This is a genomic window from Streptomyces sp. NPDC050418 (assembly GCF_044458745.1).
GTDB lineage: Bacteria > Actinomycetota > Actinomycetes > Streptomycetales > Streptomycetaceae > Streptomyces.
In genome coordinates, this window is record NZ_JBITIG010000011.1 from 278,398 (window position 1) to 301,868 (window position 23,471).

Below are 23,471 nucleotides of genomic sequence, written 5' to 3' on the forward strand. Positions count from 1 at the left end.
GGCATGGAGGCATGGATCCCTGTACAAGGGAGGACCGTGGTGGGGCACGGAACTCATCGGTCGGAACTCATCGGCCGGGACGGGGACGGCCCCTGTGGGGACGGAACGTCACCCGTGCGGACGGAGCGTGGCCGTCGGGAGGCGGGCCGGGCTCGGGCGGCGGCCCTCCGGCAGGAACAGCACCGAGTTCACGTAGCGCGGGCCCGGGAAGGGGAGCGCGCGGCGCAGCAGGCCGTGGCTCGCGACGTGGGACGTCGCCTCCTGGTGGGTGGTGAGGTCGAAGTCCCTGAGGGGAAGCCAGGTCGTCTCGGGGAGGACCCAGCCCGCGTAGCCGTGGCCGGCGAGCAGGTCGATGATCGGGGCCGTCGGCTGGATGCGGGCCTCCAGTTCGATGAGGAGGGCCGGGCGGTCACGGGCGAGGGTCCGGGATGCTCCCGTGAGTGTGGCGAGTTCGCTGCCGTCCACGTCGATCTTGATGAAGTCGACGTCCCTCAGCTCCAGGTCGTCGAGCGGGACGCACGAGACGTCCACGCCGTGGGTGTGCAGGTCGCGGCGGATCAGGGAGGACAGGCCGCGGGTGCCCGCGTCGCCCTCCGGGAACCAGAGGCGCGCGGTGCCGGGCCGGTCGCTCGTCGCGGCCTGCACCACCCGGACGTTGGGCGGGGTGATCCGCCGCAGGGTGCGGGCGAGATGCGGGACCGGTTCGATGGTGACGACGTCACGGGCCCGCGAGGCGAGCCGCCGCGACCACGGTCCGTACCAGCCACCGATGTCCACGGCCGTACGGCAGCCTCGGGGCAAGTAGTCGTCCAGGTGCGCCAGTTCGGGCTCGTAGCGTGGGTAGAGGAGCTGGGCGATGCGGCCCACGACGTGTTCCGGGAGCAGTGGGCCGACGCGTGCGGCGAGGGTCATCGGGCCTCCTTCGTCTCCTTCGCGGCCTCGATCCGTCGGACCAGATCGGCGTGCTCCTCGTCCGCGACCTGTTCGCCGGAGGACGGCAGCAGCTGCGGTATGCCTTCGAGGACCGGGTAGCGCAGCCGCAGCCGCGGGTTGTAGAGGGCCTCCTCGGCGGTGAGGAGGTGCAGCGGGCCCTTGTCGAGCGGGCACGCGAGGATCTTCAGGAGCGGGTCTTCGGGGGTCATCTTCAAGGTCAACTCCTTGGGTTGCGACGGTTGTCGAGGGGCGTACGGAGTGTGGTGCGCGGGGGAGTGCTGGGCGGCGGGATCCTGCGGGGCAGGTGCGTCCCGATGGTGCGGCCCGAGGGGGTGGTGGGTGGTGGCGGGCGGCGGGTGATGCGCGGGGAGGGTGCCTCCGGTGTGGCGTCGGGTGTGGTGTCGGGTGCGGGCTTCGGGGCGGGAGGCGGCGGGGTGGCCGCCTCGGCTGCCTCGGCCGCCTCGGCTACGGGAGGAGCCTCGCCCGGCTGCGGCTCCGCGGCCACCTCGTCCGCCGACGGACCCCCCGCCTCCTCGTCATGCCGAGGCAGCGCGAGCAGCACCACCACGGCCAGCCCCGTCCCCGCGAGCCGCAGCGTGAGCCGTACCGGATCCGTGGGCAGCGGCTCCCCGTACGCGAGCGTGCCGAGGACCGCCGTGAACAGCGACGTCACCATCGTGCACACGGGCACGATCAGCGAGGCGCGCGAGCGCTGCAGCGCCGCCGCGGACATGATCAGGCCGAACACGCCCGTGCAGCACAGGAGATACGGGTACGGGGAGATGAGCAGGTCGAGGAAACGGTCCATGAAGCGCCGGCCGTCGGCGGCGAGCAGATGGCTGGACACGCCTTTGATGGCGAGCGAGCTCACCCCGTACAGGAGCCCGATCGCGACCCCGTACTCGACGCCGCTCGTCGGGAGCCGGTGCCGGTTGCGGGCGCGGCCCTCGACCGCCGCGTACAGCCACAGGCCCGCCGCGAGCGAGGGGACGCAGACGGCGACGACGGTCAGTGCCGGAGCGTGCGTGCCGACCTTGTCCGCGCCCTCCTTGAGGGAGAGCACGACCATGAGCAGCGCGCCCAGGATCGCGCCCAGGGCCCAGCGTTCGCGGCCGGAGGTGCGTTCGCCGAGCAGCCGGGCCGAGAGGATCACGAGGATCACCAGGCCCGAGACGAAGATGCCCTGGGCCGCGGCGATCGGCAGGGTCCGGTAGACGATCAGCTGGGCGCCGAACCCGGCCGCGAGCGCCACCGCGCCGCCCACCCACAGCGGGCTGCTGAGGACGTGGGCGAGCAGGCGGAACGGCTGTTGGATGGAGAGGGACGGCATGGCGGTCAGGGCGCGTTTCTCCAGGACGAAGCCCACGCTGTAGAGCGTGTTCGCGAGCAGTGCCGCAGCCACCCCCCACCACATGGCTAGCCTCCCGGCTTACGCGCATGCACCAGCAGGATCGACGACGCGGACGGAGCCAGGCACGCCGCCCGGTCCAGGGCGCGCAACGGCCGCGGGACACCGTGGAAGGGCGCGCCCGCCACCCGTACGACCTCGAAACCGGACGCCGTGAGGAACTCCCGCAGCGCACGGGCCGTGTACAGGCGCAGATGGCCCACGACCTCCGAGCCGGGGCGGCCGTGGATGCCGCGCAGGCTGACCTCCGAGAACACCGGCTGGACCCCGGCCAGAAGCAGGGCGCGGTTGTACCAGGCGGCCAGGTTCGGCGTGGAGAGCATCAGATGCCCGCCGGGGCGCAGGACGCGGCGCAGTTCGTCGAGGGCCGCGTCCGGGTCCACGAGGTGCTCGATGACCTCGCTGAACAGGACCGCGTCCGCGCAGCCGTCCGCCAACGGCAGGCCGCCGTCGGTGAGTTCGCCCCGCACGACGTCCGACATCAGGGAGCGGGCGCGGCGCAGCGCGTCCTGGGACCAGTCGACGCCGATGACGCGGTGGCCGGACAGGAGCGGTGCGGCGGTGCGGGCCGCGGAGCCGTCGCCGCAACCGATGTCGAGCACGGTGGCGGGGGCCGAGCGGGCCGGGCCGAGGGCCGCGGCGAGCATCCGTGCCTGGCGCAGACTGCGGGCATCGCCGGAGGCGACGGGGACGGACGGGTTCTCGTAGAAGTCCCGCAACTGGGGACGGGCCGTGGTGTCGGCCGACGGTGGTGTCATGACGCCTCACGCCCCGGTTCCGTAGCGTGCAGATAATGCTCGAACAGGTCCCGCAGATGGGCCCCGTCCCCCGAGCCGAGCAGGGTCTTCGACCAGCGGAAGGCCACGTGCAGGCGGCCCGCCGTGGACGCGGTGGTGACGGTCAGGCCGCGCGGGATGCGCGCGGGCGCCGAGAACCAGACGGCGTTCGCGCGGCCCGCGTCGCCGAAGTCCAGCGGGTAGGGGATACGGCCGATGTTGCTGAGCAGTGTGGTCGAGGTCCACGGTCCGACGGCCTTGCGCAGCCCGCGCGTCACCGCGGCCCGCCACGCCACCGGCACGACCGGCGCGGTCAACAGGGTGGCTCCGTGGCCCAGTTGGGGCCGGGACAGGGACTTCAGGGCGCGGGTCCGTTCGGAGGTCAGGCGCAGCAGCTCCTCGATACGGGACGCGTCCAACTCGGCGGCCGCAAACGGCACTTCGACCAGCCGGGTGCCGTTCCCGATCGGCATCCCCGCGTCACGCGGGCGGTCGTCCACCGGCATCGTGATCCGCATCGGCCGCGGCGCCTTGCCGTGCTCGCGGTTCCAGTGCGCGATCATCAGCGCCGTCGCCACCATCAACTGGTCGTTGACCGTGTACGGGACGCCCTTGTCGCGGCGCGGCACCGGAAGGTCGGCGACCAGCATGCCGTTGCCGGGCGAGGGCTCGGGACTGCCCGCCGCGACATGCGCGGGCGGCGACCAGCTGCTCGGCATCCCGACCGGCGCGGCGGCGGCGCTCTCGGTACGGACGGGCGGCGCGGCGGGCGAGTTGTCCCGGCCGCCGTACGCCTCCGCCGCCGTCGCGAGGACCCGCAGACATGCGGGCCCGTCCAGCGCCGTGTGGTTGATGGTCAGGAACAGCACGCTCCCGCCCGCCACTTCGGGATCCGCGACCATCTCCAGGCGCACCGGAGGCGACTGCGACAGCGGCGGTGCCTCGGCCAGGGCCCGTACGCGCGCGTGCTTGAGCGCGTCCGGACCCGCCGGCGGGAAGCTCACCACCGGTACGTCCGGCGCGTCCGTCAGCTCCCACTCGTAGCGCCGCCGGTACCAGCGCCCCGCCGCCTCCCGCATCAGGATCCGCGGGTGCCGCCGCAGCGCCTCCACGAAGGCCTCCCGCAGCCGCTCGCGGTCGGGCAGGCCCGGCAGATGCACCTCGATGTGGACGGTCTCTGGTTCCTCCTCCTGCAGACAGTGCCGCGCGACCTCGTCCACCACCGGGAACGGCACCCGGCGCGGACGCCCCGCCGCGGGTCGCGAAGCGGGCTGCTGCACTGCTGTCATCGGTCCTCCGGACGGTCGCGTGGGGCTTCGTCGGACGGGGGAGTGTCGTTGGGCCCGGCGCTGTCCGACGGGGCCGCGTCCCGGGTCTCGCGGGGATCGTCGCCGCCCTGTGGGGGGATCGCGTCGGACGGCGGCGTGTCGGCCGGGGGCGCCTCGCCGGTCGGCAGCGGCCGTACGACGAGGTCAGGGCCGGTCCCGTACGCGGGCGTGCCCTTCGCGAGCGGGTCGGAAGCCTGGGGCTCGGCGGCGGCCTCCGATGACGCGAAGCCCTCGGCCTCGAACACGGACGGATCCGAGCCGGACGGATCCGAGCCCGTGGGGGCCGAGCCCGGTGGAGCCGCGGGCGCCGCCGGTTCCGTCTGCGGGGAGCCCATGTCCAAGGGCCAGGCGGCCTCGCCCGCACCGGCATCGGGCGCGCCCGGGGCGGCCGCCCCGGAGACCCCTGCCGCACCCATCCCCGCCGACTCCCCACTCGTCCGCCTGCGCCGGGGCAGCCGGAACGTCGGCCGCTCCTCGTCGGGCTGCGGTCCGAGCACGCCCGGACCACGCGCCGACAGCGTCGGGCTCGCGGCGTACGGCGCGGCGGCCGGCGGCTGCGTACCCAGGGACAGCGTCGTACCCGAACCGCCCGCCGCATAGCCCGCGGGCGCGTACGGATCCGCTCCGGCCGTGGCCGTACGTCCCCGTTCGTTGTCGCCGCCGACGCTCACAAGAGCCGCGAACAGCGCGATCAGCGCCAGGAGTTGCGCCGCGGGCGAGAACGCTCCCTCGTCCGCGACCGCCGCCTGCCCGGCCCCGACGCAGGCCGCGATTCCCGCGCCCGCCATCGCCACGAACGCGATCGGGACGAGCAGCGCGTGCCGCCACCACGCGACCAGCGCGAGCGCCGGTACGAGCAGCGCGAACGGTCCCGCGATCACCGCGGCCACCAGCGTCAGGACCACCGTGCCGAGGACAAGCCCTGCGGCCGGCGGCGACTGCGGGGCCCGCTGCTCCTCGGGGTCCCGGCGCCAGATCACCAGCGCGAGCACCAGGAGAAGGACCGCGACACCGGCCGCGATGATGCCGATCTCGTAGATCTTCGCGGGCTCGAACTCCAGCTGGATCGTGCCGCTCTTGCCCTCGGGCACCAGGAAGCCCTGCTGCCAGCCGTCGAGCCGGACCGGCGAGAGCTCCTCGCCGTCGAGGGTGGCCTTCCAGCCGTCGTTGAAGTTCTCGTACATCGTCAGATACGAGGCGGCGCCCGCCTCGACCGTCACCGAACGGCGGTCGCCCGCCCAGTCGTTGACGGCCAGGGTGCCCTCGTCCGAGGCGGGCTCGGCGACCGTGCCGCGGGTCAGCGTGACATCGGTGATCGCGAGCGCACCGTCGTCACCGGCCTGGACGCGGTGCGTGCCCGCGCTCAGGTCGAGGCCCGCGTCCTGGGCGGAACCCGCCGCACCCTCCTCGGCCCCGCACAGCGTGACCTCGATCGGACGGCGCTCCATGAGGTCGCTCACGGACCCCTTCGCGGCGGTCCGCTGCCGGACACCGTCGACGGTCAGCTCGGGACCCTTGCCGCAGGCCAGCTCGAAGCGCTCGTCCGGGTCGGGCTGCTTCGTGCGGTAGGCGTCGAGGGCCGGCAGATAGACCTCGGTGAGACCGACGGGCAGCTGCAGCTTCTCGTCGGCGAGCGGGTTGTGGACCGTCATCGGGGCCGTCTCGGTGATCTTGATGTCGAGACGGTCCGTGGTGATGGCGTTGAAGCGGGCCCAGCCGTTCTCGTCGATGCTCACGGTCGTGGCACCGTCCGGGGAGCTGATCTCCGCCTTCACCGGCCGCGTGGACAGACCGCCGGCCGCGGCGAACACGATCTGGTCGATCGCCTGCTTCTTCGGCCACTTCAGGTGCAGGACCGTCGAGTCACCGGCGATCCAGGCCGTCGTCAGATCACCGTCGGTGAGGTTGCGCGGCGACAGACCGCGGCCGAGCGCGGCCGTGGAGTCCGCGGACGCGATGATCTGCTGCTTCTGCTCCGGCGCGACCTCGTAGAGCAGCTTGTCGTAGGCCTCGCCGGGCACGGCGACCGCACGCGCCTTCAGCGTGTGCTCACCGGGCGTCGCGACCTTGAACTGCCGGTTCAGGCCCGCCTCCGCGGACAGCGGCGCGAGACCGCCCGGGTCCGAGGAACGGTGCAGCGAGTAAGTGGTGGCCGCCGCCTGGACATCGGCGGAGTCCGCGGGCAGCTGGAGCATCCGGTGGACCTCGACGCCCGGGATCGTGACCTCGGAGAAGCCCGCACCCGAGAGCCCCGGCCGCGCCTCCTCGACGTCGAGGACCGTGATCCGCAGCCAACTCGCCGTACCCGCGGGCGCGGCGATCTCCTGCTCGGAGCCGTCCGGCTTCAGCGTGCTGACCTTGTCACCGGCGTCCGTCTCCACCCGAACACGGGTCGGCGCGGCCCGCACACCGTTCTGTGCGAGCGGCGTCACCTTGATCGAGCCCGGAATCGCCTGCTCGCCGTCGAACGCGACCCGCAGCCACTCGCCCTCGGGCTCGCCGGAGCTGCCCTCGGCCCACGCGGTCGTCGGGTTGCCGTCGAAGGCGTTCACCGGGTCGTACTGCGGCAGATAGAAGAACCAGTTGCCGCTGGAGGAGGCCGTGACCTCCTTCGCGCCGCGCAGCACCGCCGTCGTCTGGTGCTCGGCGCCCTCCGCGGGCAGGATCTGCCGCGGCTCCTCGCCGGGCTCCTGCAGGCTTCCGCTGTGGTTGCGTTCGTCCTTGGTGTACGTGTACGAGGTGTTGTTGTTCACCAGGCCGAAGCGGGTGTCGGCGCGGCGCAGCCCGTCACCCACGGCCTGGAGCTGCGGTTCGCCCACGCCGGGGTGGTTGTCGCCGGCCAGGACGGCCGGGCGGTCCCGCATCGCCGGGTCGGCGGACAGCGGAAGCAGTGCCTCCGGACCGCCGCTGACGACCGCGGTGTTGGCGGCCGCCTTGAGCCCCGCCTGTCCGGGCCGCTCGGCGGCGGCGGACGGCTGGTAGATCTCCACGGCGCGGCTGCGCGGGTACAGGCCCTCGACCTGGACCGGGGTGTCGTCCGCGATGCGTCCGCCGGTGGTCTGCGGTCCGAGCCCGGTGACGCGCTCGTACCCGGATTCCTCCAGGGTCCGCTTGACGGTCGCCGTCGGGACGTAGCCCACCTGGTCGGGGTCGAGGTCGTTGCGCACGACCACGTAGTGCAGGCCCGCGCGGCTCAAGTAGTCCTGCAGACCGGGCACTTGGCCGCCGGTCATCAGGGCCTGCTCGATCGCGTCCATGGCCCGCCGGTTGCCGGGCTGGCCGAAGGGCACGTAGTCGCGCTGCGCGAACCGCGAGTCGGCGAGCACGTCGAGGGGCTGGTCGATCGGCGAGCCCCACGTGTAGATGCCGTGCGCGGTGGCGGGGACGACGAGGGCGCGCGAGTCCGGCGAGTACTTCTCCAGCCAGTCGGCCGTCGCCTGCCAGTACTTGGGCAGCTCGCGGAACGAACCGGGCTGCAGGATGTTCCCGTTGAGATACGGCAGCGCCAGACCCGGCAGCACCAGGACCGCCGCGATGGCGGGCGCGAGGCGCCGGCCGCGGACCGGACGGGCGCCGCGGGAGGTCGCGGCCACCGAGACGAGGTGCATCAGACCGAGCACGAGCGCGAGCGCGAGACCGGTCTGGAACTTGTAGATGTTGCGGAACGGCACAAGCCAGCCGTCCAGCCAGCCCTGGAAGGTCTCGGAGAACGGGGCGCCGAACGCACCCCCGTATCCGGCCATCGTCACCAGGACGACGGAGACGACGGTCAGCACCAGCCAGCGGCGCTCCGGCAGATCGCGCCGGGCCAGACCCGCGAGCCCGAGCCCGGCGGCCAGCGCCGAGCAGACGATGAGCAGCACCGCCGTGGCGACGTTCCAGCCGGCCGGCAGCCAGGGCTCACCGAAGTTCAGATACGCCACCCAGTTGCCCGCGCCGCGCAGCACCTCGGTGCCGGACATCGTGGCGGTGGTGGCCTCCGAAGTCTCCACGTACGGCAGGAAGTTCTCGCCGTGGACGCCGAGCAGCAGCAGCGGGACGATCCACCAGGCGGTCGCCAGGATCACGCCCGGCACCCACCACATGATCATCGCGCGCTTGCGCGGACCGCCCGGGCGGGACAGCAGATACAGACCGACGGGCAGCAGCGAGGCCAGCACCGAGGCGGCGTTCACCCCGCCCATGAACGGGATGATCGCCGCCGAGCGCAGCGCCGCGAGCCGGGCGCTCGCCCGGTCGTTGGCGAGCGGCAGAAGCACCCACGGCAGGACGGCACCGGGCAGCGCGGCCGCGGAGGTCGAGCCGACGACGATCGTGTACGTGGGCCACAGCGCGTAGACCATGGCGCCGAGCAGCCGCGACTGGCGGCTGCCGATGGTCAGGCGCTCGGCCAGGCGCAGCGCGCCCCAGAACGCGGTGGCGACGATGAGCGACATCCACAGCCGCTCGGTCAGCCACACCGGTATCTGCAGGAGATCCGCGACCCCGTAGAAGGGGAGCTGCGGGAACGCGTACCCGATGTACTGGTCGGCGATCGAGCCGAAGCCGTTGCGGTCGTGCCACAGCTCACCGAGATCGCTGAGGAACTTCCACGGGTCGACGTTCACCCCCAGCTTGGTGTCGAACGTCATCCGGCCGGGCGCGGCCGCGATGAAGAGGACGAACGCCACGGCCCAGAACCCGAGCAGCCAGCGCCGCGAGCGCGGCCCTTCGGGCGGCCCCGGTACCGGCGGAGCGTGCGGCGCCGGCGCCTGGGGCGGGAGCTGCGGGGACTGGACCGTGCTGGTCATGGACACCGCCGGAGAATGAGGAGGAGATTCCAGGTCGCGAACTCGCGCAGACCGGGGACTTTGGTGACGGCCCCGGCGAGGAACGGCCAGTAGCGGGAGCGTGCCGAGACGACCTCGATGTCGTCCCGGGCCCTGACCTGGCGGAGTGTCGCGCCGATATGGATGGCGTGGAGGTTCTCGCCGAGCGTGTGCTTGGCGGGCTTCGCGGTCCGCCGCTCGTAGCGTTTACGGGCCCGCTCGGCACCGAAGTAGTGCCAGGGCGCCCATTCGTGGCCGCCCCAGGGGGAGTACCAGTTCGTGAACGAGACGTAGATCAGGCCGCCGGGCTTGGTGACCCGGACCATCTCGCTCAGGAAGGTGCCCGGATCGTCCACGTGCTCAAGGACGTTGGACGAGAACGCCACATCGGCGACCGCGTCCGCGACCGGCAGCAGATAGCCGTCCGCGAGCACCGTTCCCTCGGGCGGCGTCTTGCCGAGCTCGCCCGCGTCCGGTTCGAAGAGATAGCTGTACGCGCCGCGGCGGCGGAACTCCTGGGTGAAGTAGCCGCCGCCCCCGCCGATGTCGAGCACCGTACGGCCCTGGAGCGGACCGTAGGCCTCGACCTGGTCGGCGGCGTCCCGGGCGAGCAGGGTGTAGCAGTGCTCCGGGTCCTGCTGCTCGTTGAGAAACGCGCGGAAGAGGGCCAAGGACCTCCGCAGGGAAGGGTCCTTGGCCTTCCTGTCGACCGTGGAACTCACCGCACCCCCCGGCCCATGGCGACCGCCTCGGCGGCGACCGCCTGGAACTGGCGCACGGTGTGCGACCACCGGTAGGCCGCGGCCCGGCTCGCGGCCGCCTTGCCGAAGGCCTTGCGGCGCTCGGCGGAGAGGGCGAGCGTGCACCAGGCCGCCGCGAACGAGGACTCGCCGCGCGCGAGGATCCCGGTGACACCGTCCTCGACGGAGTCCCGAAGGCCCGGTACGTCGAAGCCGATCGCGGGCGTGCCGCGCGTGGCGGCCTCCGTGACGACAAGACCCCAGCCCTCGACGGCCGACGGGTGGAGCAGCAGCCAGGACGCGCACAGGAGACGGTGCTTCTCGGCCTCCGATATGCGTCCCGTGAACTGCACCCCGGGACCGGCGAGCTGTTCGAGCCGCTCGCGCTCGGGACCGTCACCGACGATCACGAGCCGGCCACCGGTGACGGGACGGACCCGCTCCCACAGCCGCAGCAGCAGATCGATGCGCTTGTACTCGACGAGCCGCCCCATCGCGAGGAACAGCGGCTCCTCGGAGCGCGGTTCGAGCGGCCCCGGCTCGTCCACCCCGTTGTGCACGACCCGGATGCGTTCCCGCGGAACACCGATGTCCCGCAGGGCCGTGGCGGTCGACGGGGAGACGGCGACCAGGAGGTTGCCGCGCTGGGCACCGGACAGCGCCCAGTGCTCGAGTCTTCGTCCGAGCCGGGCCGCGGGGCCCGGGTAGCGCATCCCCCACAGGTCGGTGTGGACGTGGTTGACGAGGCACAGCGTGGGACCGCGGTGCCACAAGGGGGAGAGGTACGGCATGCCGTTGCACACCTCGACCAGCAGGTCGCAGTCGCCGACCTGCCGGGCGAACGCCGAGCGGGCGCGCAGATGGTGACCGAGGTCGCCGCCCGCGGACACCACCCGGTAGTCCCGGTAGGCCGCGGGTCCTCCGCACAGGAGCGTGACCTGATGGCCGGCGTGGGTCAGTCCCTCGGCGAGCTGGTCGACGAGGAGTTCGCTGCCGCCGGCGGCCGGGTTTCCGAGGTCGCGGCGTGCGAGGAAGACGATGCGGCGCGGACCCGTGGGAACCGGGGCGAGCGCGGCGGGCAGGGCCTCCTGAGGGGACGTGGTACGCAGCGAGGGGGGTACGTGCTGGGGCATTCGAGCTCCAACTCGTGTTGGGGTGCGGAACGGCAGTGGGGGGGAGGGTTCTGTGGTGCTGAGCTGGCACAGGTGGCACAGGTGGTGCGGTTGCTGACGGCCGGAACTGTGTGGGGAGTTCCGACTGTGGACCGGGTGTGCACTTTCGGTGGGGCTCTCAAGAGATGAGATAGTTTTCGCCCCTGTGTTCGCTCGGGCTACTCACCGAGGTGATAATTTCGGGCCGACTTGACGCTGACGGCTCATCACTTCGTGAGGAACGACAGGGTTTTCCGGCGCGGGGCCGCGCTTGGACTACACCGGGGCCGTTACCGGCGCCGGAGCCTCCGGTTCGGTGCCCGCGTTCGGGCCCTCGGGAGTTGCCCCGGCCGGCCGTTCCCGGCCGCGGACCACCAGGACCCCGCCGACCACGACCAGCACCAGACCGAGTGCCCCGGAACCTATCGGCAATGTCGCGCTGACGAGCTTCAGACGGTCGACATCGGGCTTGACCAGCTCGATCTGATCCTTGAGTGTCGCGTCCGTGAACGCGAGCTTCTCGCTGTCGAGGAGCACCACCGCGTCGTTGTCCGCACCCGGCGCCCGCAGGGTCTTCCGCGGCCCGATCTGCGCGTACAGGATCCGGCCCGTGCGCTGGTCGACGACCAGCTCGACGCCGTGATTCTCGTACCACTCCTCGGCGAGCACCTGGTCCGCGTCCACGCCGACCAGCGTTCCCGGCACCTGCCGTGTCCCCGTCCGGGTCGGCTCGACCTCCGCGGTGAAACGCAGGCCCTCGTGCGTGAGGTCGTCCTTGCCGTCGCCGTCCTCGTCGACCCCGACGGTCTTCTTGCCCCGGTACGTGAGCGGCACGGTCGCCCCGAGGGTGCTGTCCCACCACGTGTACGAGCGTTCCTGCACGTCGAAGGGGAACTTCAGGTACGCCTCGCCCTCGAAGTAGGGCTCCTCCCCGCAGCAGTGCACCGCCTTGTTGGTCCGCCGGTCGGTGACCCAGCGCTCCTGGGTCCACTGCAGCGAGTCGTGCGGCGAGGAGGCCGGCAGCGACTTGTCCGGGTCGATCGAGGTGGCCACGTCCCACGCGGCCACGTCGTCTGTGCTGTCCGCCACATCGCCGCGCACCTGACGGGTCACCGTGAGGTTCACGTTCTCCAGCGTCTCGACCTCACCGGTGTCGAAATACGCGCCCTTGCCGGTGAGCACCGTGGTCGAGTCGATGTCGATCGGATTGACCTTGGCGCGTGGTGTGACGTACCACGCGAGCATCGGGGCCAGGACGAGTAGGAACACGCCCAGACCCAGGATGACCAGCGACAACGGGGAAGCAGTACGGCGCATCCGGGCACTCCGATGAGTCGGGGGGAGGGTCGGTTCGAGTGCGGCACCAGGAAGGCGGCGCCGGTCATTGCTGCGGCGTGCAGATCGGTCGAGGTGCGTCTGCGCACCGTGTGCTCCGCGTGCAGATCCTGCAAGTCTCGTATGGGCCGGGAACCGTAGGCGCACTCTTGACGCACTGTCAATGCACCCCCAAGACTGGGCACTTGCCGGGTGGGGCCGGCTCGGACCGGTTGGGCGCTCTCTTCGACCGATACGGACTGCGTCGACCGCGCGGTCCGCCAGTTGAGAGGCGGACACCCTCATGCACAGACTTCTCGCTGCCGCGATCACCGCGGCCGCCGCCGCTGCCCTCGCCGTGGGCGCGGCCTTCGGGCTCGTGGCGCTCCTGAACGTCACGCCCGAACAGCCCAACACCCCGCTGATCTCCTACGAGACCCCGCAGGACCGCTGATGGCGCAGGCCGGCGGGCACTCTGCCTGGCGGGACGTACCGCGTCTGAAGGTGAAGCTCTTCGCCGAGCGCGCCCTGGAGGAGGTGCCGAAACTCGCCGCGGACATCCTGCGCGAGATCCGGCGCGAGTATCCCCAACTCCAGTTCGTCCACGACGAGTCGGGCGAGCCGATGGCCCTGATCGGCATCCGGCGCGCCATCGACGGCTTCGTACGGCAGCTCGCCACCAGCGAGGGCCGGCCGCGCTATCAGCTGGAGATCTTCCAGGAGTTCGGCCGCGGCGAAGGGCTGCACGGCCGCACCCTGGACTCCCTGCAGGCCGTCTACCGCATGGGCGTCCGCCTCGCGTGGCGCCGGCTGACGGAGATCGGACAGGAAGTGGAGATCCCACCCCCTGCCATGTACGAGCTCGCCGAGGCGGGCTTCGAGTATCTGGACGGCCTAGTGGACCTATCGGTACGCGGCTACGCCGAGGCCGCCGCACGCCAGGCGGGGGAACGGCTGCGCCTGCAGCGGAAGTTGATGGAACTCCTCCTCGCCGAACACCGCGGCGACCCCACCGAAGTGCTCGCCGAACGCGCCGCGCGCGTCGGCTGGACCGTGCCGGAACAGGTCTCCGTCGGCGTGCTCCTGCGCCCCGCACGCGAGGCCATGGCGCCGCCGGTCGGCCACGGCGTACTGCTCGACATGGAGACCGAGCAGCCGCGGATGGTCGTCCCCGACCCGGACGCGGCGGGCCGCGCCGAGCATCTGCGGCGCGCGATGAGCGGCTGGTCGGGCGCGATCGGACCGCCCGTGCCGCTCAAGGACGCGGCCAAGTCGCTGCGCTGGGCGGAGGCCGCGGTCGGCCTCATGGAACGCGGACTGCTTCCGTCCGGCGAGGTCCTCTTCTGTACGGAGCACACCGAGGCCCTCGTCCTGCTCCAGCCGGCCGAGCTCCTGGACGACCTGGCCCGCCGCTGCCTCGCGCCGCTCTCGCACTGCGGCCCCTCGCACGGCCGCCGGCTCGCGGAGACCCTGCTCGCCTGGCTGGAGACCCGCGGCGGCGCCCCCGAGGTGGCCGCGCGCCTGGGCGTCCATCCGCAGACGGTCCGCTACCGCCTGCGCCAGATCCGCGAGCTGTGGGGCGACGAGGTCGACGACCCGGACCGCCGCTTCGAGCTGGAGCTGGTGCTGCGGGCGCAGCGGCTGCGCGGGGTGCTCGGGGGTGTGTGAGGCGGCCGACCGGGGGACATGGCGGCCCGTACGAGGGAAAACCGGGCCGGCGGGCTGACGTCCGGCAGGTCCTGTGACGCACCAGGAGCGCACGTCTGTCACACAGCTCTCGGTTTGCCACAGAACTTTCACAGGGCCTGCCTGCTCCCCGTCGTCCGCAGGGCCTAGCCTCCCCGGACCATGGACTTCTGCCACCCCTGTCACCGCCACCTCAACGGTGCACTGACCTGCCCCGGCTGCGGCACCCCCGCCGACGCCGTCCGCCGGTACGCAGCCGCCCGGGTCGCCGAGGACGGGGCGGCAACGGGTCCCGACGACACCCCGGCGACCGGCGTCGTACGGTCCCACCGGGGGCGGCGCGCGCAGCGCAGCCGGGCCGCGCAGCGCGCCCACCGCCGCAAGCGGCACAAGGTGCTGCTGATCACGGCGGGCCTCGCGCTCGCCGCGGGCGCGCTCAGCCTCACCGAACTCGGCACCGAACACCCCGCCGGTCCCACGGCCGCCCCCGCGCCCTCGGACCCGGCCACCACGGCCGAGCCAACGTCGGCACCCGCGCCGACGACCGCCTCCGCGCGTCCCTCGCGCGAGGCACCCGAGCCCACGTCCCGTACGTCCTCTTCCTCTTCCTCGGCGGCCCCGCGGGTGACCCCGGACGGCGCGGGCGAGAGCAGCGCGCCGCCTCGTCCCGAGGGGCAGGCACCGGCCGAGCGGCCCCCGACCACCAAACCCAAGCCCAAGCCGAAGCCCACCGCGCCGGGGGAGTGCGACCGCTTCCTTTTCTGGTGCGTGTGACGCCCCGTACGCGAAAAGGGCGGTGACGGGCGGCAGAAGCCGTCCGTCACCGCCCTCTTCAACGGGTGTACGCGTAGAGCCCGGGTGGATCAGAAGGGCTTGGTCGGCAGGTACTTGCCGTCCAGGGTGATGACCGCGCGCTCGCCGCCCTCGGGGTCCGCGACCTTCTTGACGTCCAGCTTGAAATTGATCGCGCTGATGATGCCGTCGCCGAACTCCTCGTGGACCAGCGCCTTCAGCGTGGTGCCGTACACCTGGAGCATCTCGTAGAAGCGGTAGATCGTCGGGTCGGTGGGGATGCCGCCCGGGATCGAGCCGCGGGTCGGGATGGTCTGCAGCAGCCGCACCGCGTCGTCGTCGAGGCCGAGCAGCGCGCCGACGGCCTCCGCGGACTCCTTCGGCAGCGCGTGCTGGCCGAGCACCGCGGCCGTCACGAACGCGACGGACAGACCGGCCGCGTCCGCGATCTCCTGCCACGAGAGGTCGCGCTCGGTCTTGGCGGCGACCGCTGCGGCGGCGAGGGCCGCACGGGCCTCGGGGGCGAACTGGGCGTGGATCATGAGGTGTTCCTTTCGTACGGGGCCGGGTGTGGGGTGACGGCCCTGGTTCATGGGGGGTGGGTCAGGCGGCGGGGACGGCGGCGCGGGGGCCGGGGGTGACGTCCTCCACGGAGCCGGACGCGATGTCGAACACCCAGCCGTGCAGCGTGAGCCGCCGCTCGGCGAGGGCCGCGATGACGGAGGGGTGGGTGCCGAGGTTCTGCAGCTGGGCCGCCACGTTGGCGCGGACCAGGGCGGCCACCGGGGACTCGGCCGGACCCTGTCCGTCCGCCTTCCCGTCCGCCTTCCCGCCCGCAGTTCCGGCCGTCTCGCTCGTACGGGCCCGGGCGCGGGCGCCGTCCGCGTGCCGCAGCCAGTCCGCGATCACCGGCGCCGACGAGAGGTCGTGGCCCTCGGCGAGCGCGGTCATCGCGCCGCAGGAGGAGTGCCCGCAGACGACGATCTCCCGCACCCCGAGGACGGAGACGGCGTACTCGATGCTCGCGGCGACCCCGTCCGAGCCGGGTGCGTAGGCCGGGATCAGATTGCCGGCGGTCCGGATGACGAACAGCTCGCCCGGCTCGCTCTGCGTGATCAGCTCCGGCGGCACCCGGGCGTCGGAGCAGCCGATGAAGAGCGTCTCGGGGCGGTGCTCCGTCGCGAGCCGGGCGAACAGATCGCGCCGCGCCGGGAAGACATCGCGGCGGAAGTGCGCCACGCCGTCGAAGAGCCTGTCCATTCCTTCACTCCCATCGGTGCCCGGCCTCCTGATCGGGCCGACAGGAACAACCGTGCATGACCAGGCCCTATAGAGTCCAAGACTTGCTATCCATGAGCCCTATTGGTGCTGTCTATGGCAGCCGCCTATAGTGCGCCGTATGGGCCCTGAGCTGCGTCATCTCCGCTATCTGATCGCCGTGGCCGAGCACGGGAACTTCACCCGGGCCGCCGAGGAGCTGCGGATCTCCCAGCCCACGCTCTCCCAGCAGATCAAGCAGCTGGAACGGGTCGTCGGCGCCCAGCTCCTTGACCGCGGCAGCCGCGGCGTACGGCTCACGGACGCCGGGGAGGCGTACACGCACTACGCGCGCCGCGCACTGCGCGACCTCGCCGCCGCCGACCGCGCGGTGCTCGACGTCGCCGACCTCTCGCGCGGCCATCTGCGCCTGGCGATGACGCCCACCTTCACCGCGTATCTGATCGGCCCGCTCGTCCACGCGATGCACACCCGCCACCCCGGAGTCACCCTGGACGTACGGGAGTTGGCGAAGGACCGCATCGAGGCGAGCCTGCTCGCGGACGAGCTGGACCTGGGGATCGCCTTCGAAGGCGGGCACCTGGCGGGGATCGGGGCCCGCGCCCTGTTCACCGAGACCCTGAGCCTCGTGGTCGCGGCCACCGGCGGCGCCACGCAGCCCCTTCCCGTGAGCGAACTCGGGCGGCAGCAACTGGCCCTGCTCAGCGCCGACTTCGCGACCCGCGGCCACATCGACGCCTACTTCGCCGCGCACGGCGTCGACCCCGCGATCGCCGTCGAGGCCAACTCCCTGCAGGCGCTCACCGAGATCGTCCAGCGCACCCCGGGCCTGGCCACGGTCCTGCCCGACGCCATCACGGACGACCACCCGCACCTGGTCCCCGTCGCCCTCGACCCGCCCCTGCCCGCGCGCCGCGTCGCGCTCCTGTACCGCGAGAGCGGTTACCGGAGCGCGGCCGCCCGCGCGTTCGCGAAGCTGGCGGCCGGACTGGTGCGGGAGCGGGGGTATGCGGCGGCCTGAGCGGCTCGGGGGTGTCGATATTTCGTATACCAAAATGAAGGCATACGGGCTGGCTCTCAGGCATACCTTTGCCTGAGCTCGTTCTTTGGTATACAAAAAGTCACATGCCGTCCGTATCGCCGTCGATCCCCGCCCCCGCCCCCGCCCCGCACCCCCGCCGCTGGTGGGCCCTCTGTGTGATCGGTCTGGCGCAGCTGATGATCATGCTGGACAGCACGATCGTGAACGTGGCGCTGCCCTCCCTGCAGACCGAGCTGGGCATGACGGACGGCGACCGGCCCTGGGTCGTCACCTCGTACACCGTCGCCTTCGGCGGACTGCTGCTGCTCGCCGGGCGGATCGCCGACCACGCGGGACGCGGGCGGGTGTTCGCGGTGGGGCTCGCCGGCTTCGCGGCGGCCTCCGCGGCGGCGGGCTTCGCGCCCACGGTCGAGGCGCTGTTCGCGGCGCGGGCCGTGCAGGGCGCGTTCGCCGCGCTGCTCGCCGCCTCCGCGCTCGCCCTCGTCGCGACCACCTTCACCGATCCGCGCGAACGGCGGCGCGCCATCGCGGTGTTCGGAGCGCTCGGCGGTGCGGGCGCCTCGCTCGGCGTCGTACTCGGCGGACTTCTCACCCAGTGGTTCGGCTGGCGCTGGTGCCTGCTCGTGAACGTGCCGATCGCGCTCGCCGCGCTGCTCGGCACCGCGTGGACCCCGCCCGACCGTACCCGGCGTCTGACGGGCCGGATCGACATCGCGGGCGCCGTGCTCGGCTGCGGCGGCCTGACCGCTCTCGTGTACGGGTGCAGCCAGGCCGAGGCGTACGGCTGGAGCGGAGCGACCGTACTCGGATCGCTCGGCGCCGGCAGCCTCCTGCTTGCCGCCTTCGCGTGGTGGCAGACCCGCTCGGCCGCGCCGCTGCTGCCGCCGCGGCTGCTCAAGGACCGCCGCCGGGTCGCCTCGCTGCTCGCGGGCGCCGCGCTCATGGCGGCCCAGCTCTCGGTCGCGCTCTATCTCACGTACTACCTGCAGACGGTCCTCGGCTGGTCCGCCGTCGCCGCCGGTCTCGGCTTCCTGCCGATCAGTGTCGTCACCACGACCACCGCCACCCAGCTCGGCACCCGGCTGCTGCCGCGGCTCGGACCGCGCGTGATGATGACCGGCGGGCTCTTCCTCGCCGCCTGCGGACTCTTCCAGCTCACGCTCCTGACCCCGCAGTCCACCTACGCCGGCAGCGTGCTGCCCGCCCTTGTCACCTTCGGGATCGGCATGGGCAGCAGCTTCCTGGCGATCATGACCGGGGTCACCGCGAACGTGCCCGAGCAGGACTCGGGGATCGCCTCCGCCGCCGTCAACTCGGCTCAGCAGGTGGGGGGTTCGATCGGGTCCGCCGTGTTCAACACGGTCGCCGCGAGCGTGGCCGCCACGGCGCTCGGCGGGACCCGGGCCGCCGCGCTCGAAGGCTTCGCCACCGCGATCCGGGTGCCGCTGGCCGGGCTGCTGCTCGCGGCCGTCGCCACGGCGGCCCTGGCGGGCGCGCCGCGGCGCAGCGTGCCGGGCGGTCCGCGCCGCGGCACCAGGGACGGGCTCAGCCCAGCATCCGCACCAGCAGGTCCCGCAGCGCCACGCGCTCCTCGCGCGACAGCTCCGCCAGCGGCTCGCGCGCGAACGACAGACCGTCCCGCAGCTGCCGAGCCGTGCGACGGCCCTCGTCGGTGACCGCGGCCAGCTTCACACGCCGGTCCTGAGGGTCGGGGCGGCGCTCCACCAGACCGCGTGACTCCAGGCGGTCGACGATGCCCGTCACGTTCGACGGCTCGCACTTCAGGCGCACGGCGATCTGCCGCATCGGCAGCGGCTCCATGGAGAGCAGCGCGAGCAGCCGGGCCTGCGCTCCGGTCAGCGCGTGGGCGCCCGCCTCGCGCTCGTACTCCTCGTGGTAGCGGCCGACCACGGTGCCGATCAGCTCGATGACCTCCATGGTCAGCGGGTCGAGACGGGACTTGCGCGGGGTGGTCATGGGCACCAGCGTACCCATTTACTTGACATAGTGAAATATTCAGCCGCATGGTTGTTTCACTACCTGAAGCAATTCACCCCCGCAGCCGAAGGGCACACCTCATGTCCGCACTCCCCGCCACCTCCCGCGCCTGGCACCTCGTCGCCCGCCCGCACGGCTGGCCCACGCCCGAGGACTTCGCGCTGCGCGAGACCCCGCTCGCCGCGCCCGCCGAGGGCCGGATCCTCGTGAAGAACCTGCACTTCTCCGTGGACCCGTACATGCGCGGCCGGATGAACGACGTGAAGTCGTACACCCCGCCCTTCCAGCTCGACCAGCCGATGGACGGCGGCGCGGTCGGCGTGGTCGTGGCCTCGAACGCGGAGGGCTTCGCCGAGGGCGACCACGTGCTGCACGGGCTCGGCTGGCGTGACTACGCCGACGTGCCGGCCAAGCACGCCAAGAAGGTCGACCCGAACGTGGCTCCCCTCTCCACGTACCTCGGTGTCCTCGGCATGCCCGGTCTGACCGCCTACTCCGGCCTCCTGGAGGTCGCCTCCTTCAAGGAGGGCGACGCGGTGTTCGTGTCCGGCGCGGCAGGCGCGGTCGGCAGCCAGGTCGGCCAGATCGCGAAGCTCAAGGGCGCCTCGCGCGTCATCGGCTCGGCGGGCTCGGACGAGAAGGTGAAGCTCCTCGTCGAGGAGTACGGCTTCGACGCCGCCTTCAACTACAAGAACGGTGATGTGGCGGGCCAGCTGAAGGCCGCCGCCCCCGAGGGCATCGACGTCTACTTCGACAACGTCGGCGGCGACCACCTCGAGGCGGCCATCAGCCGCCTCAACCTGCACGGCCGCATCACGGTCTGCGGTCTGATCTCGCAGTACAACGCCACCGAGCCGCCGGCCGCCCCGCGCAACCTCGCGATGCTGATCGGCAAGCGCCTTCGCATGCAGGGCATGCTCGTCATGGACCACCAGGACATGGCGCCGCAGTTCATCCAGGAGGTCGGTGGCTGGATCGCCTCGGGCGAGCTGAAGTACCGCGAGACCTTCGTCGAGGGCATCGAGAACGGCGTGGACGCGTTCCTGGGCGTCCTGCGCGGAGACAACACCGGAAAGATGATCGTCAACCCGGTCAAGTAATCTCTGCCTCATAGGGTCCGTCAGGGTCGTGGGCGCGAGCCCGGCGGGCACACAACAGGAGGAAACGCTCTTTCATGGCTATCCAGCAGTCGGACGTCAAGTACACCGCCGTCGCCACCGCGGAGAACGGCCGTGACGGCCGCGTCGCCACGGACGACGGTCAGCTCGACGTCGTGGTCAACCCGCCCAAGGCGATGGGCGGCAACGGTGCCGGCACCAACCCCGAGCAGCTCTTCGCCGCCGGTTACGCGGCCTGCTTCCAGGGCGCCCTCGGCGTCGTCGCCCGCAACGAGAAGGCCGACATCACCGGCTCGCTCGTGACCGCCGAGGTCGGCATAGGCCAGAACGACGAGGGCTTCGGCATCATCGTCGCCATCAAGGCCACCATCCCCACGGTGGACGCCGCCAAGGCGCAGGAGCTCGTGGAGAAGGCCCACCAGGTGTGCCCCTACTCCAAGGCCACCCGCGGCAACATCGAGGTCACGGTCTCGGCCGCCTGATCTCCTGCTCCCGCACGACGAGGGCCGCTTCCGTGATCCGGGAGCGGCCTTTGTCGTACCCGCGTGTTCTCATATAGGCGCTACGGAACGCCACTTGAGGCTCTTAGGGGGATCTCCATGACCACTGCTCTGCGTGTGAAAGCCTTCGACCATCTGGTTCTGAACGTCGCGGACGTCGAGCGCTCGCTGGCCTTCTACACGGGCCCGCTGGGCCTGGAGCCGGTCCGTGTCGAGGAGTGGCGCGCGGGCAAGGTCCCGTTCCCGTCGGTCCGCATCACGGAGTCGACCATCATCGACCTCTTCGACAAGCCGCGCGGCGAGTCCAACATCGACCACATCTGCCTGACGGTGGAGCCGCTGGACTGGCAGCAGGTCATCGACTCGGGCGTCTTCAAGGTCCTCGACGGCCCGGTGCCGCGCTTCGGCGCCCGGGGCTCGGCCCAGTCGGTCTACGTCGAGGACCCCGACGGCAACACGGTCGAACTGCGGTGGTACCCGCAGGATGTGACGGACTGACAGCAGCCGGGCCCCTGACCGGCCCCGGTCACTGACCGGCCCCAGTCACTGACCGGTCAGGGCCGCCCGTACGGTCTCGTCACCGACGGAGGCCAGGTAGGCGCCGAAGGCGGCCGCCTCGGGGGAGGCGGAGCGCTGCACGATCGCCACCGCGTGCACGAGCGTGCGCGGCGCGGAGGACACCGCAAGCACATCCGTCGCGAGGCGCACGGCCCGCGCGACGTCCACCGCCGTCAACGCGGCCGCCAGGTCCACGAGCTGAGTGGCGAGGTCGAACGGCGCCCGCTCGATGGCGGCGAGACCTCTTGTCACCGTGCGCTCGATCTCGGGCGCGAGCACCTTCACTGTCGCCGCGTCCAGGAGATCGGCCAGCTTCTCGTCGAAATACTCGCTGTCCGCGATCCCCACCAGGGCGCGGAAGGCCTCGGTGCGGCGCTCGAGCGTGCCCTTCTCACCGGCGAGCGCATCACTGTCGGATACGGCCAGCGAGAGCTGCGCGAAGGTGTTGTCGACGGAGAACTTCCGGTCGATCATGCAGTCGTACCAGGGCGTCTGCCGGGGATGCGCCGCGGCGGCGAGCACCGCGTCGAAGCCCGCGGGCTCGGCCCAGGTGGTGAGGGCCACACAGGCCAGGAAGCGCTCCCGCTCCGCCGCCTTCGCATCGTTCATGAGCGCGACAAGGCCCGGAACGCGCTCACGGTGACGGGGGTCGTCGAGCCCCTCGTAGAGCACCTCTTCGAGGTCGCCGGTCGGCTCCCCGGAGAAGTCCGTGCCGAGCAGTTCGTCGAACCGGCTCACGCTCGGCTCCTTCGCGGATTCGGCCATCAGAAGGGCCCCTCGATGTACTCACGGGGAACGGTGCCCTTGATCAGCCATTCCTGGTCCCTGCGGGTGTTCATCATGTCGATCATACGTTGCGCGATGCGCTTGGCCTTGGTGTTGCTCAGGCCCTGGGCGCGGGCGATCTCCTCCGCCTGCGCCTTGGTCGAACCCGGCGGGACCGTCAGGTCCACGGGCCGGCCGGCGATGCTGTCGGCGTTCGCCTGGATCTCGCCCTGGATGCGCTCCGGCGAGTACACCTCCACGCCTTCGAGCCGGCCTGCGGCGATGTCCGCCTCCAGACGGTCCAGGTCGACGCGGATCCGGTTCGACCCGAACGCCTTGGCGTTGGCGCCTTCCGCGCTGAGTGAGGTGAACGGGCTGTCCGACTTCGCGGGATCGCGCCCCACGATGTGCTCGACCACGGAGGCGTTGCCGTCCGGGTTCGCCGGGACGAGATTGCCGTCCTCGTCGAGGTAGGACTTCCGCTGTCCCTTGCTGTTGTGCTCGGACGGGAAGTTGTCGTCCTGGCGGATCAGCCCGGGTTTCTTGGGCTCGCCGTCCTTGCCGGGACCCGTTTCGTCCGGGGGCGGCGGGCCGTCGTGGTCGCCGCCGCCGGGGGGATCGGCGGCGTTGTCGGCGGCGCCCGTGTTGTCCGCGGCACCCGTGTTGTCGGCGGCACCGGCGTCGTCGGCGGCGCCCGCCGGAACGTCATCGCCGGACGGTCCGCCGGTCGACGGGACCGCGTCGTCGCCGCGGCCGCCACCGGACGCCACATTGTCCGCCGTGCCGCCGCCCGCGCCGACCAGCGCCGGTTCGCGCACCGGCGTCTCGACCCGGGGCACCTCGGCCGTGGCGGTGTGCGGCTCCAGGCCCTTGGGCGCGTCGTCGACATGTGCGATGACCTGGCCCTGGCTGTCCAGGATGTTGCCGTTCGGCGCCAAGTACTGGGCCGGAACGCCTGCCTCGGTGGGCAGTTTGACAGTGCCCTCGGGGACCGTGACCGCGTCGTCGGGCAGCTTGAACGTGGTGTCGGAGACCTTGACCGCACCCTCGGGGATGGCCGCCCCCGGCGGGATCTCGAAGCTGCCGTCGGGGAGTTTGAGCGCACCCTCGGGCAACTGGAAGGTGCCGGCGGGGATGTCGGGGATGGTGATGTTCCCGACGCCTTTGAGTCCGGCCATGACGTCGCCGAGTTTGGACAGGCCGGCGCCGCCGGCCTTGGTGATGTAGGTCATCGGGTCGATGGCCTTACCGGCCTTCGACAACGCGGACAGCGTCT

Annotated in this window: 19 protein-coding genes and 3 pseudogenes; 8 read left to right on the top strand and 14 right to left on the bottom strand. The window is 72.0% G+C overall.

The window, feature by feature from the left end; genetic code table 11:
- Positions 1 to 108 precede the first annotated feature (108 nt).
- The 9 genes and pseudogenes from ACIBI4_RS26895 to ACIBI4_RS26935 all read right to left on the bottom strand — a co-directional run bounded on the left by ACIBI4_RS26895 (position 109) and on the right by ACIBI4_RS26935 (position 12,461).
- Positions 109 to 912: an FkbM family methyltransferase gene (locus ACIBI4_RS26895; RefSeq protein WP_399206620.1), complete on the bottom strand. Its 804-nt coding sequence runs from the start codon at positions 910 to 912 to the stop codon at positions 109 to 111.
- A complete protein-coding gene (locus ACIBI4_RS26900) occupies positions 909 to 1,142 on the bottom strand; it encodes a Trm112 family protein (protein WP_399206621.1) in 234 nt (77 codons plus the stop codon). The genes ACIBI4_RS26895 and ACIBI4_RS26900 overlap by 4 nt, the downstream gene beginning before the upstream one ends.
- Positions 1,143 to 1,450: 308 nt before the next feature.
- Positions 1,451 to 2,335: pseudogene (locus ACIBI4_RS26905) on the bottom strand (hypothetical protein); the annotation flags it as partial.
- Positions 2,336 to 2,349: 14 nt separating this feature from the next.
- Positions 2,350 to 3,099 carry a class I SAM-dependent methyltransferase gene (locus tag ACIBI4_RS26910; RefSeq protein ID WP_399206622.1) on the bottom strand — a complete coding sequence of 250 codons (750 nt, stop codon included), beginning with the start codon at positions 3,097 to 3,099 and terminating at the stop codon, positions 2,350 to 2,352.
- Complete coding sequence (locus ACIBI4_RS26915) at positions 3,096 to 4,406, bottom strand: condensation protein (protein WP_399206623.1); 1,311 nt, start codon at positions 4,404 to 4,406, stop codon at positions 3,096 to 3,098. The genes ACIBI4_RS26910 and ACIBI4_RS26915 overlap by 4 nt, the downstream gene beginning before the upstream one ends.
- Positions 4,403 to 9,235 carry an alpha-(1->3)-arabinofuranosyltransferase family protein gene (locus ACIBI4_RS26920; protein ID WP_399206657.1) on the bottom strand — a complete coding sequence of 1,611 codons (4,833 nt, stop codon included), beginning with the start codon at positions 9,233 to 9,235 and terminating at the stop codon, positions 4,403 to 4,405. Before ACIBI4_RS26920 ends, ACIBI4_RS26915 begins: the two co-directional genes overlap by 4 nt.
- Complete coding sequence (locus tag ACIBI4_RS26925) at positions 9,232 to 9,975, bottom strand: class I SAM-dependent methyltransferase (RefSeq protein ID WP_399206624.1); 744 nt, start codon at positions 9,973 to 9,975, stop codon at positions 9,232 to 9,234. Before ACIBI4_RS26925 ends, ACIBI4_RS26920 begins: the two co-directional genes overlap by 4 nt.
- A complete protein-coding gene (locus ACIBI4_RS26930; RefSeq protein ID WP_399206625.1) occupies positions 9,972 to 11,126 on the bottom strand; it encodes a glycosyltransferase family 4 protein in 1,155 nt (384 codons plus the stop codon). Before ACIBI4_RS26930 ends, ACIBI4_RS26925 begins: the two co-directional genes overlap by 4 nt.
- A gap of 294 nt (positions 11,127 to 11,420) precedes the next feature.
- The gene (locus tag ACIBI4_RS26935) at positions 11,421 to 12,461 is read right to left on the bottom strand and encodes a DUF3068 domain-containing protein (RefSeq protein WP_399206626.1); all 1,041 of its coding nucleotides are present in this window, start codon (positions 12,459 to 12,461) and stop codon (positions 11,421 to 11,423) included.
- 301 nt (positions 12,462 to 12,762) lie between these two features.
- On the opposite strand from ACIBI4_RS26935, the gene ACIBI4_RS26940 reads away from it, so the two are divergent.
- The 3 genes from ACIBI4_RS26940 (at position 12,763) to ACIBI4_RS26950 (ending at position 14,918) form a co-directional block, all read left to right on the top strand.
- Entirely contained in the window at positions 12,763 to 12,912 is a 150-nt protein-coding gene (locus ACIBI4_RS26940) for a hypothetical protein (protein ID WP_399206627.1), read from the top strand.
- Positions 12,912 to 14,126 carry a helix-turn-helix domain-containing protein gene (locus tag ACIBI4_RS26945; protein WP_399206628.1) on the top strand — a complete coding sequence of 405 codons (1,215 nt, stop codon included), beginning with the start codon at positions 12,912 to 12,914 and terminating at the stop codon, positions 14,124 to 14,126. Before ACIBI4_RS26940 ends, ACIBI4_RS26945 begins: the two co-directional genes overlap by 1 nt.
- A gap of 180 nt (positions 14,127 to 14,306) precedes the next feature.
- The gene (locus ACIBI4_RS26950; RefSeq protein WP_399206629.1) at positions 14,307 to 14,918 is read left to right on the top strand and encodes a hypothetical protein; all 612 of its coding nucleotides are present in this window, start codon (positions 14,307 to 14,309) and stop codon (positions 14,916 to 14,918) included.
- Positions 14,919 to 15,007: 89 nt separating this feature from the next.
- Here the strand turns inward: ACIBI4_RS26950 and cynS are convergent, their stop codons facing one another.
- Complete coding sequence (gene cynS / locus ACIBI4_RS26955) at positions 15,008 to 15,478, bottom strand: cyanase (RefSeq protein WP_399206630.1); 471 nt, start codon at positions 15,476 to 15,478, stop codon at positions 15,008 to 15,010.
- A 61-nt stretch (positions 15,479 to 15,539) separates the two neighbouring features.
- A complete protein-coding gene (locus ACIBI4_RS26960; RefSeq protein WP_399206632.1) occupies positions 15,540 to 16,196 on the bottom strand; it encodes a carbonic anhydrase in 657 nt (218 codons plus the stop codon).
- A gap of 139 nt (positions 16,197 to 16,335) precedes the next feature.
- Here ACIBI4_RS26960 and cynR point away from each other — a divergent pair, with 139 nt between their 5' ends.
- Positions 16,336 to 17,235, top strand: coding sequence for a transcriptional regulator CynR (cynR, locus tag ACIBI4_RS26965; protein ID WP_399206634.1), 900 nt, complete (start codon positions 16,336 to 16,338; stop codon positions 17,233 to 17,235).
- A 104-nt stretch (positions 17,236 to 17,339) separates the two neighbouring features.
- A pseudogene (locus ACIBI4_RS26970) lies at positions 17,340 to 18,587 on the top strand (MFS transporter); the annotation flags it as partial.
- Positions 18,588 to 18,801: 214 nt separating this feature from the next.
- Here the strand turns inward: ACIBI4_RS26970 and ACIBI4_RS26975 are convergent.
- Positions 18,802 to 19,251: a MarR family winged helix-turn-helix transcriptional regulator gene (locus tag ACIBI4_RS26975; RefSeq protein ID WP_399206635.1), complete on the bottom strand. Its 450-nt coding sequence runs from the start codon at positions 19,249 to 19,251 to the stop codon at positions 18,802 to 18,804.
- An 83-nt stretch (positions 19,252 to 19,334) separates the two neighbouring features.
- On the opposite strand from ACIBI4_RS26975, the gene ACIBI4_RS26980 reads away from it, so the two are divergent.
- From ACIBI4_RS26980 to ACIBI4_RS26990, 3 genes are all read left to right on the top strand, one after another.
- Positions 19,335 to 20,354, top strand: a complete 1,020-nt coding sequence (locus tag ACIBI4_RS26980; protein WP_399206636.1) for an NADP-dependent oxidoreductase — start codon at positions 19,335 to 19,337, stop codon at positions 20,352 to 20,354.
- Positions 20,355 to 20,428: 74 nt separating this feature from the next.
- Positions 20,429 to 20,854: an organic hydroperoxide resistance protein gene (locus ACIBI4_RS26985; RefSeq protein WP_399206637.1), complete on the top strand. Its 426-nt coding sequence runs from the start codon at positions 20,429 to 20,431 to the stop codon at positions 20,852 to 20,854.
- A gap of 117 nt (positions 20,855 to 20,971) precedes the next feature.
- Positions 20,972 to 21,370 carry a VOC family protein gene (locus ACIBI4_RS26990; protein WP_399206638.1) on the top strand — a complete coding sequence of 133 codons (399 nt, stop codon included), beginning with the start codon at positions 20,972 to 20,974 and terminating at the stop codon, positions 21,368 to 21,370.
- A gap of 45 nt (positions 21,371 to 21,415) precedes the next feature.
- Here the strand turns inward: ACIBI4_RS26990 and ACIBI4_RS26995 are convergent, their stop codons facing one another.
- Entirely contained in the window at positions 21,416 to 22,168 is a 753-nt protein-coding gene (locus ACIBI4_RS26995; RefSeq protein ID WP_399206639.1) for a hypothetical protein, read from the bottom strand.
- A gap of 26 nt (positions 22,169 to 22,194) precedes the next feature.
- Positions 22,195 to 23,471: pseudogene (locus tag ACIBI4_RS27000) on the bottom strand (hypothetical protein); the annotation flags it as partial.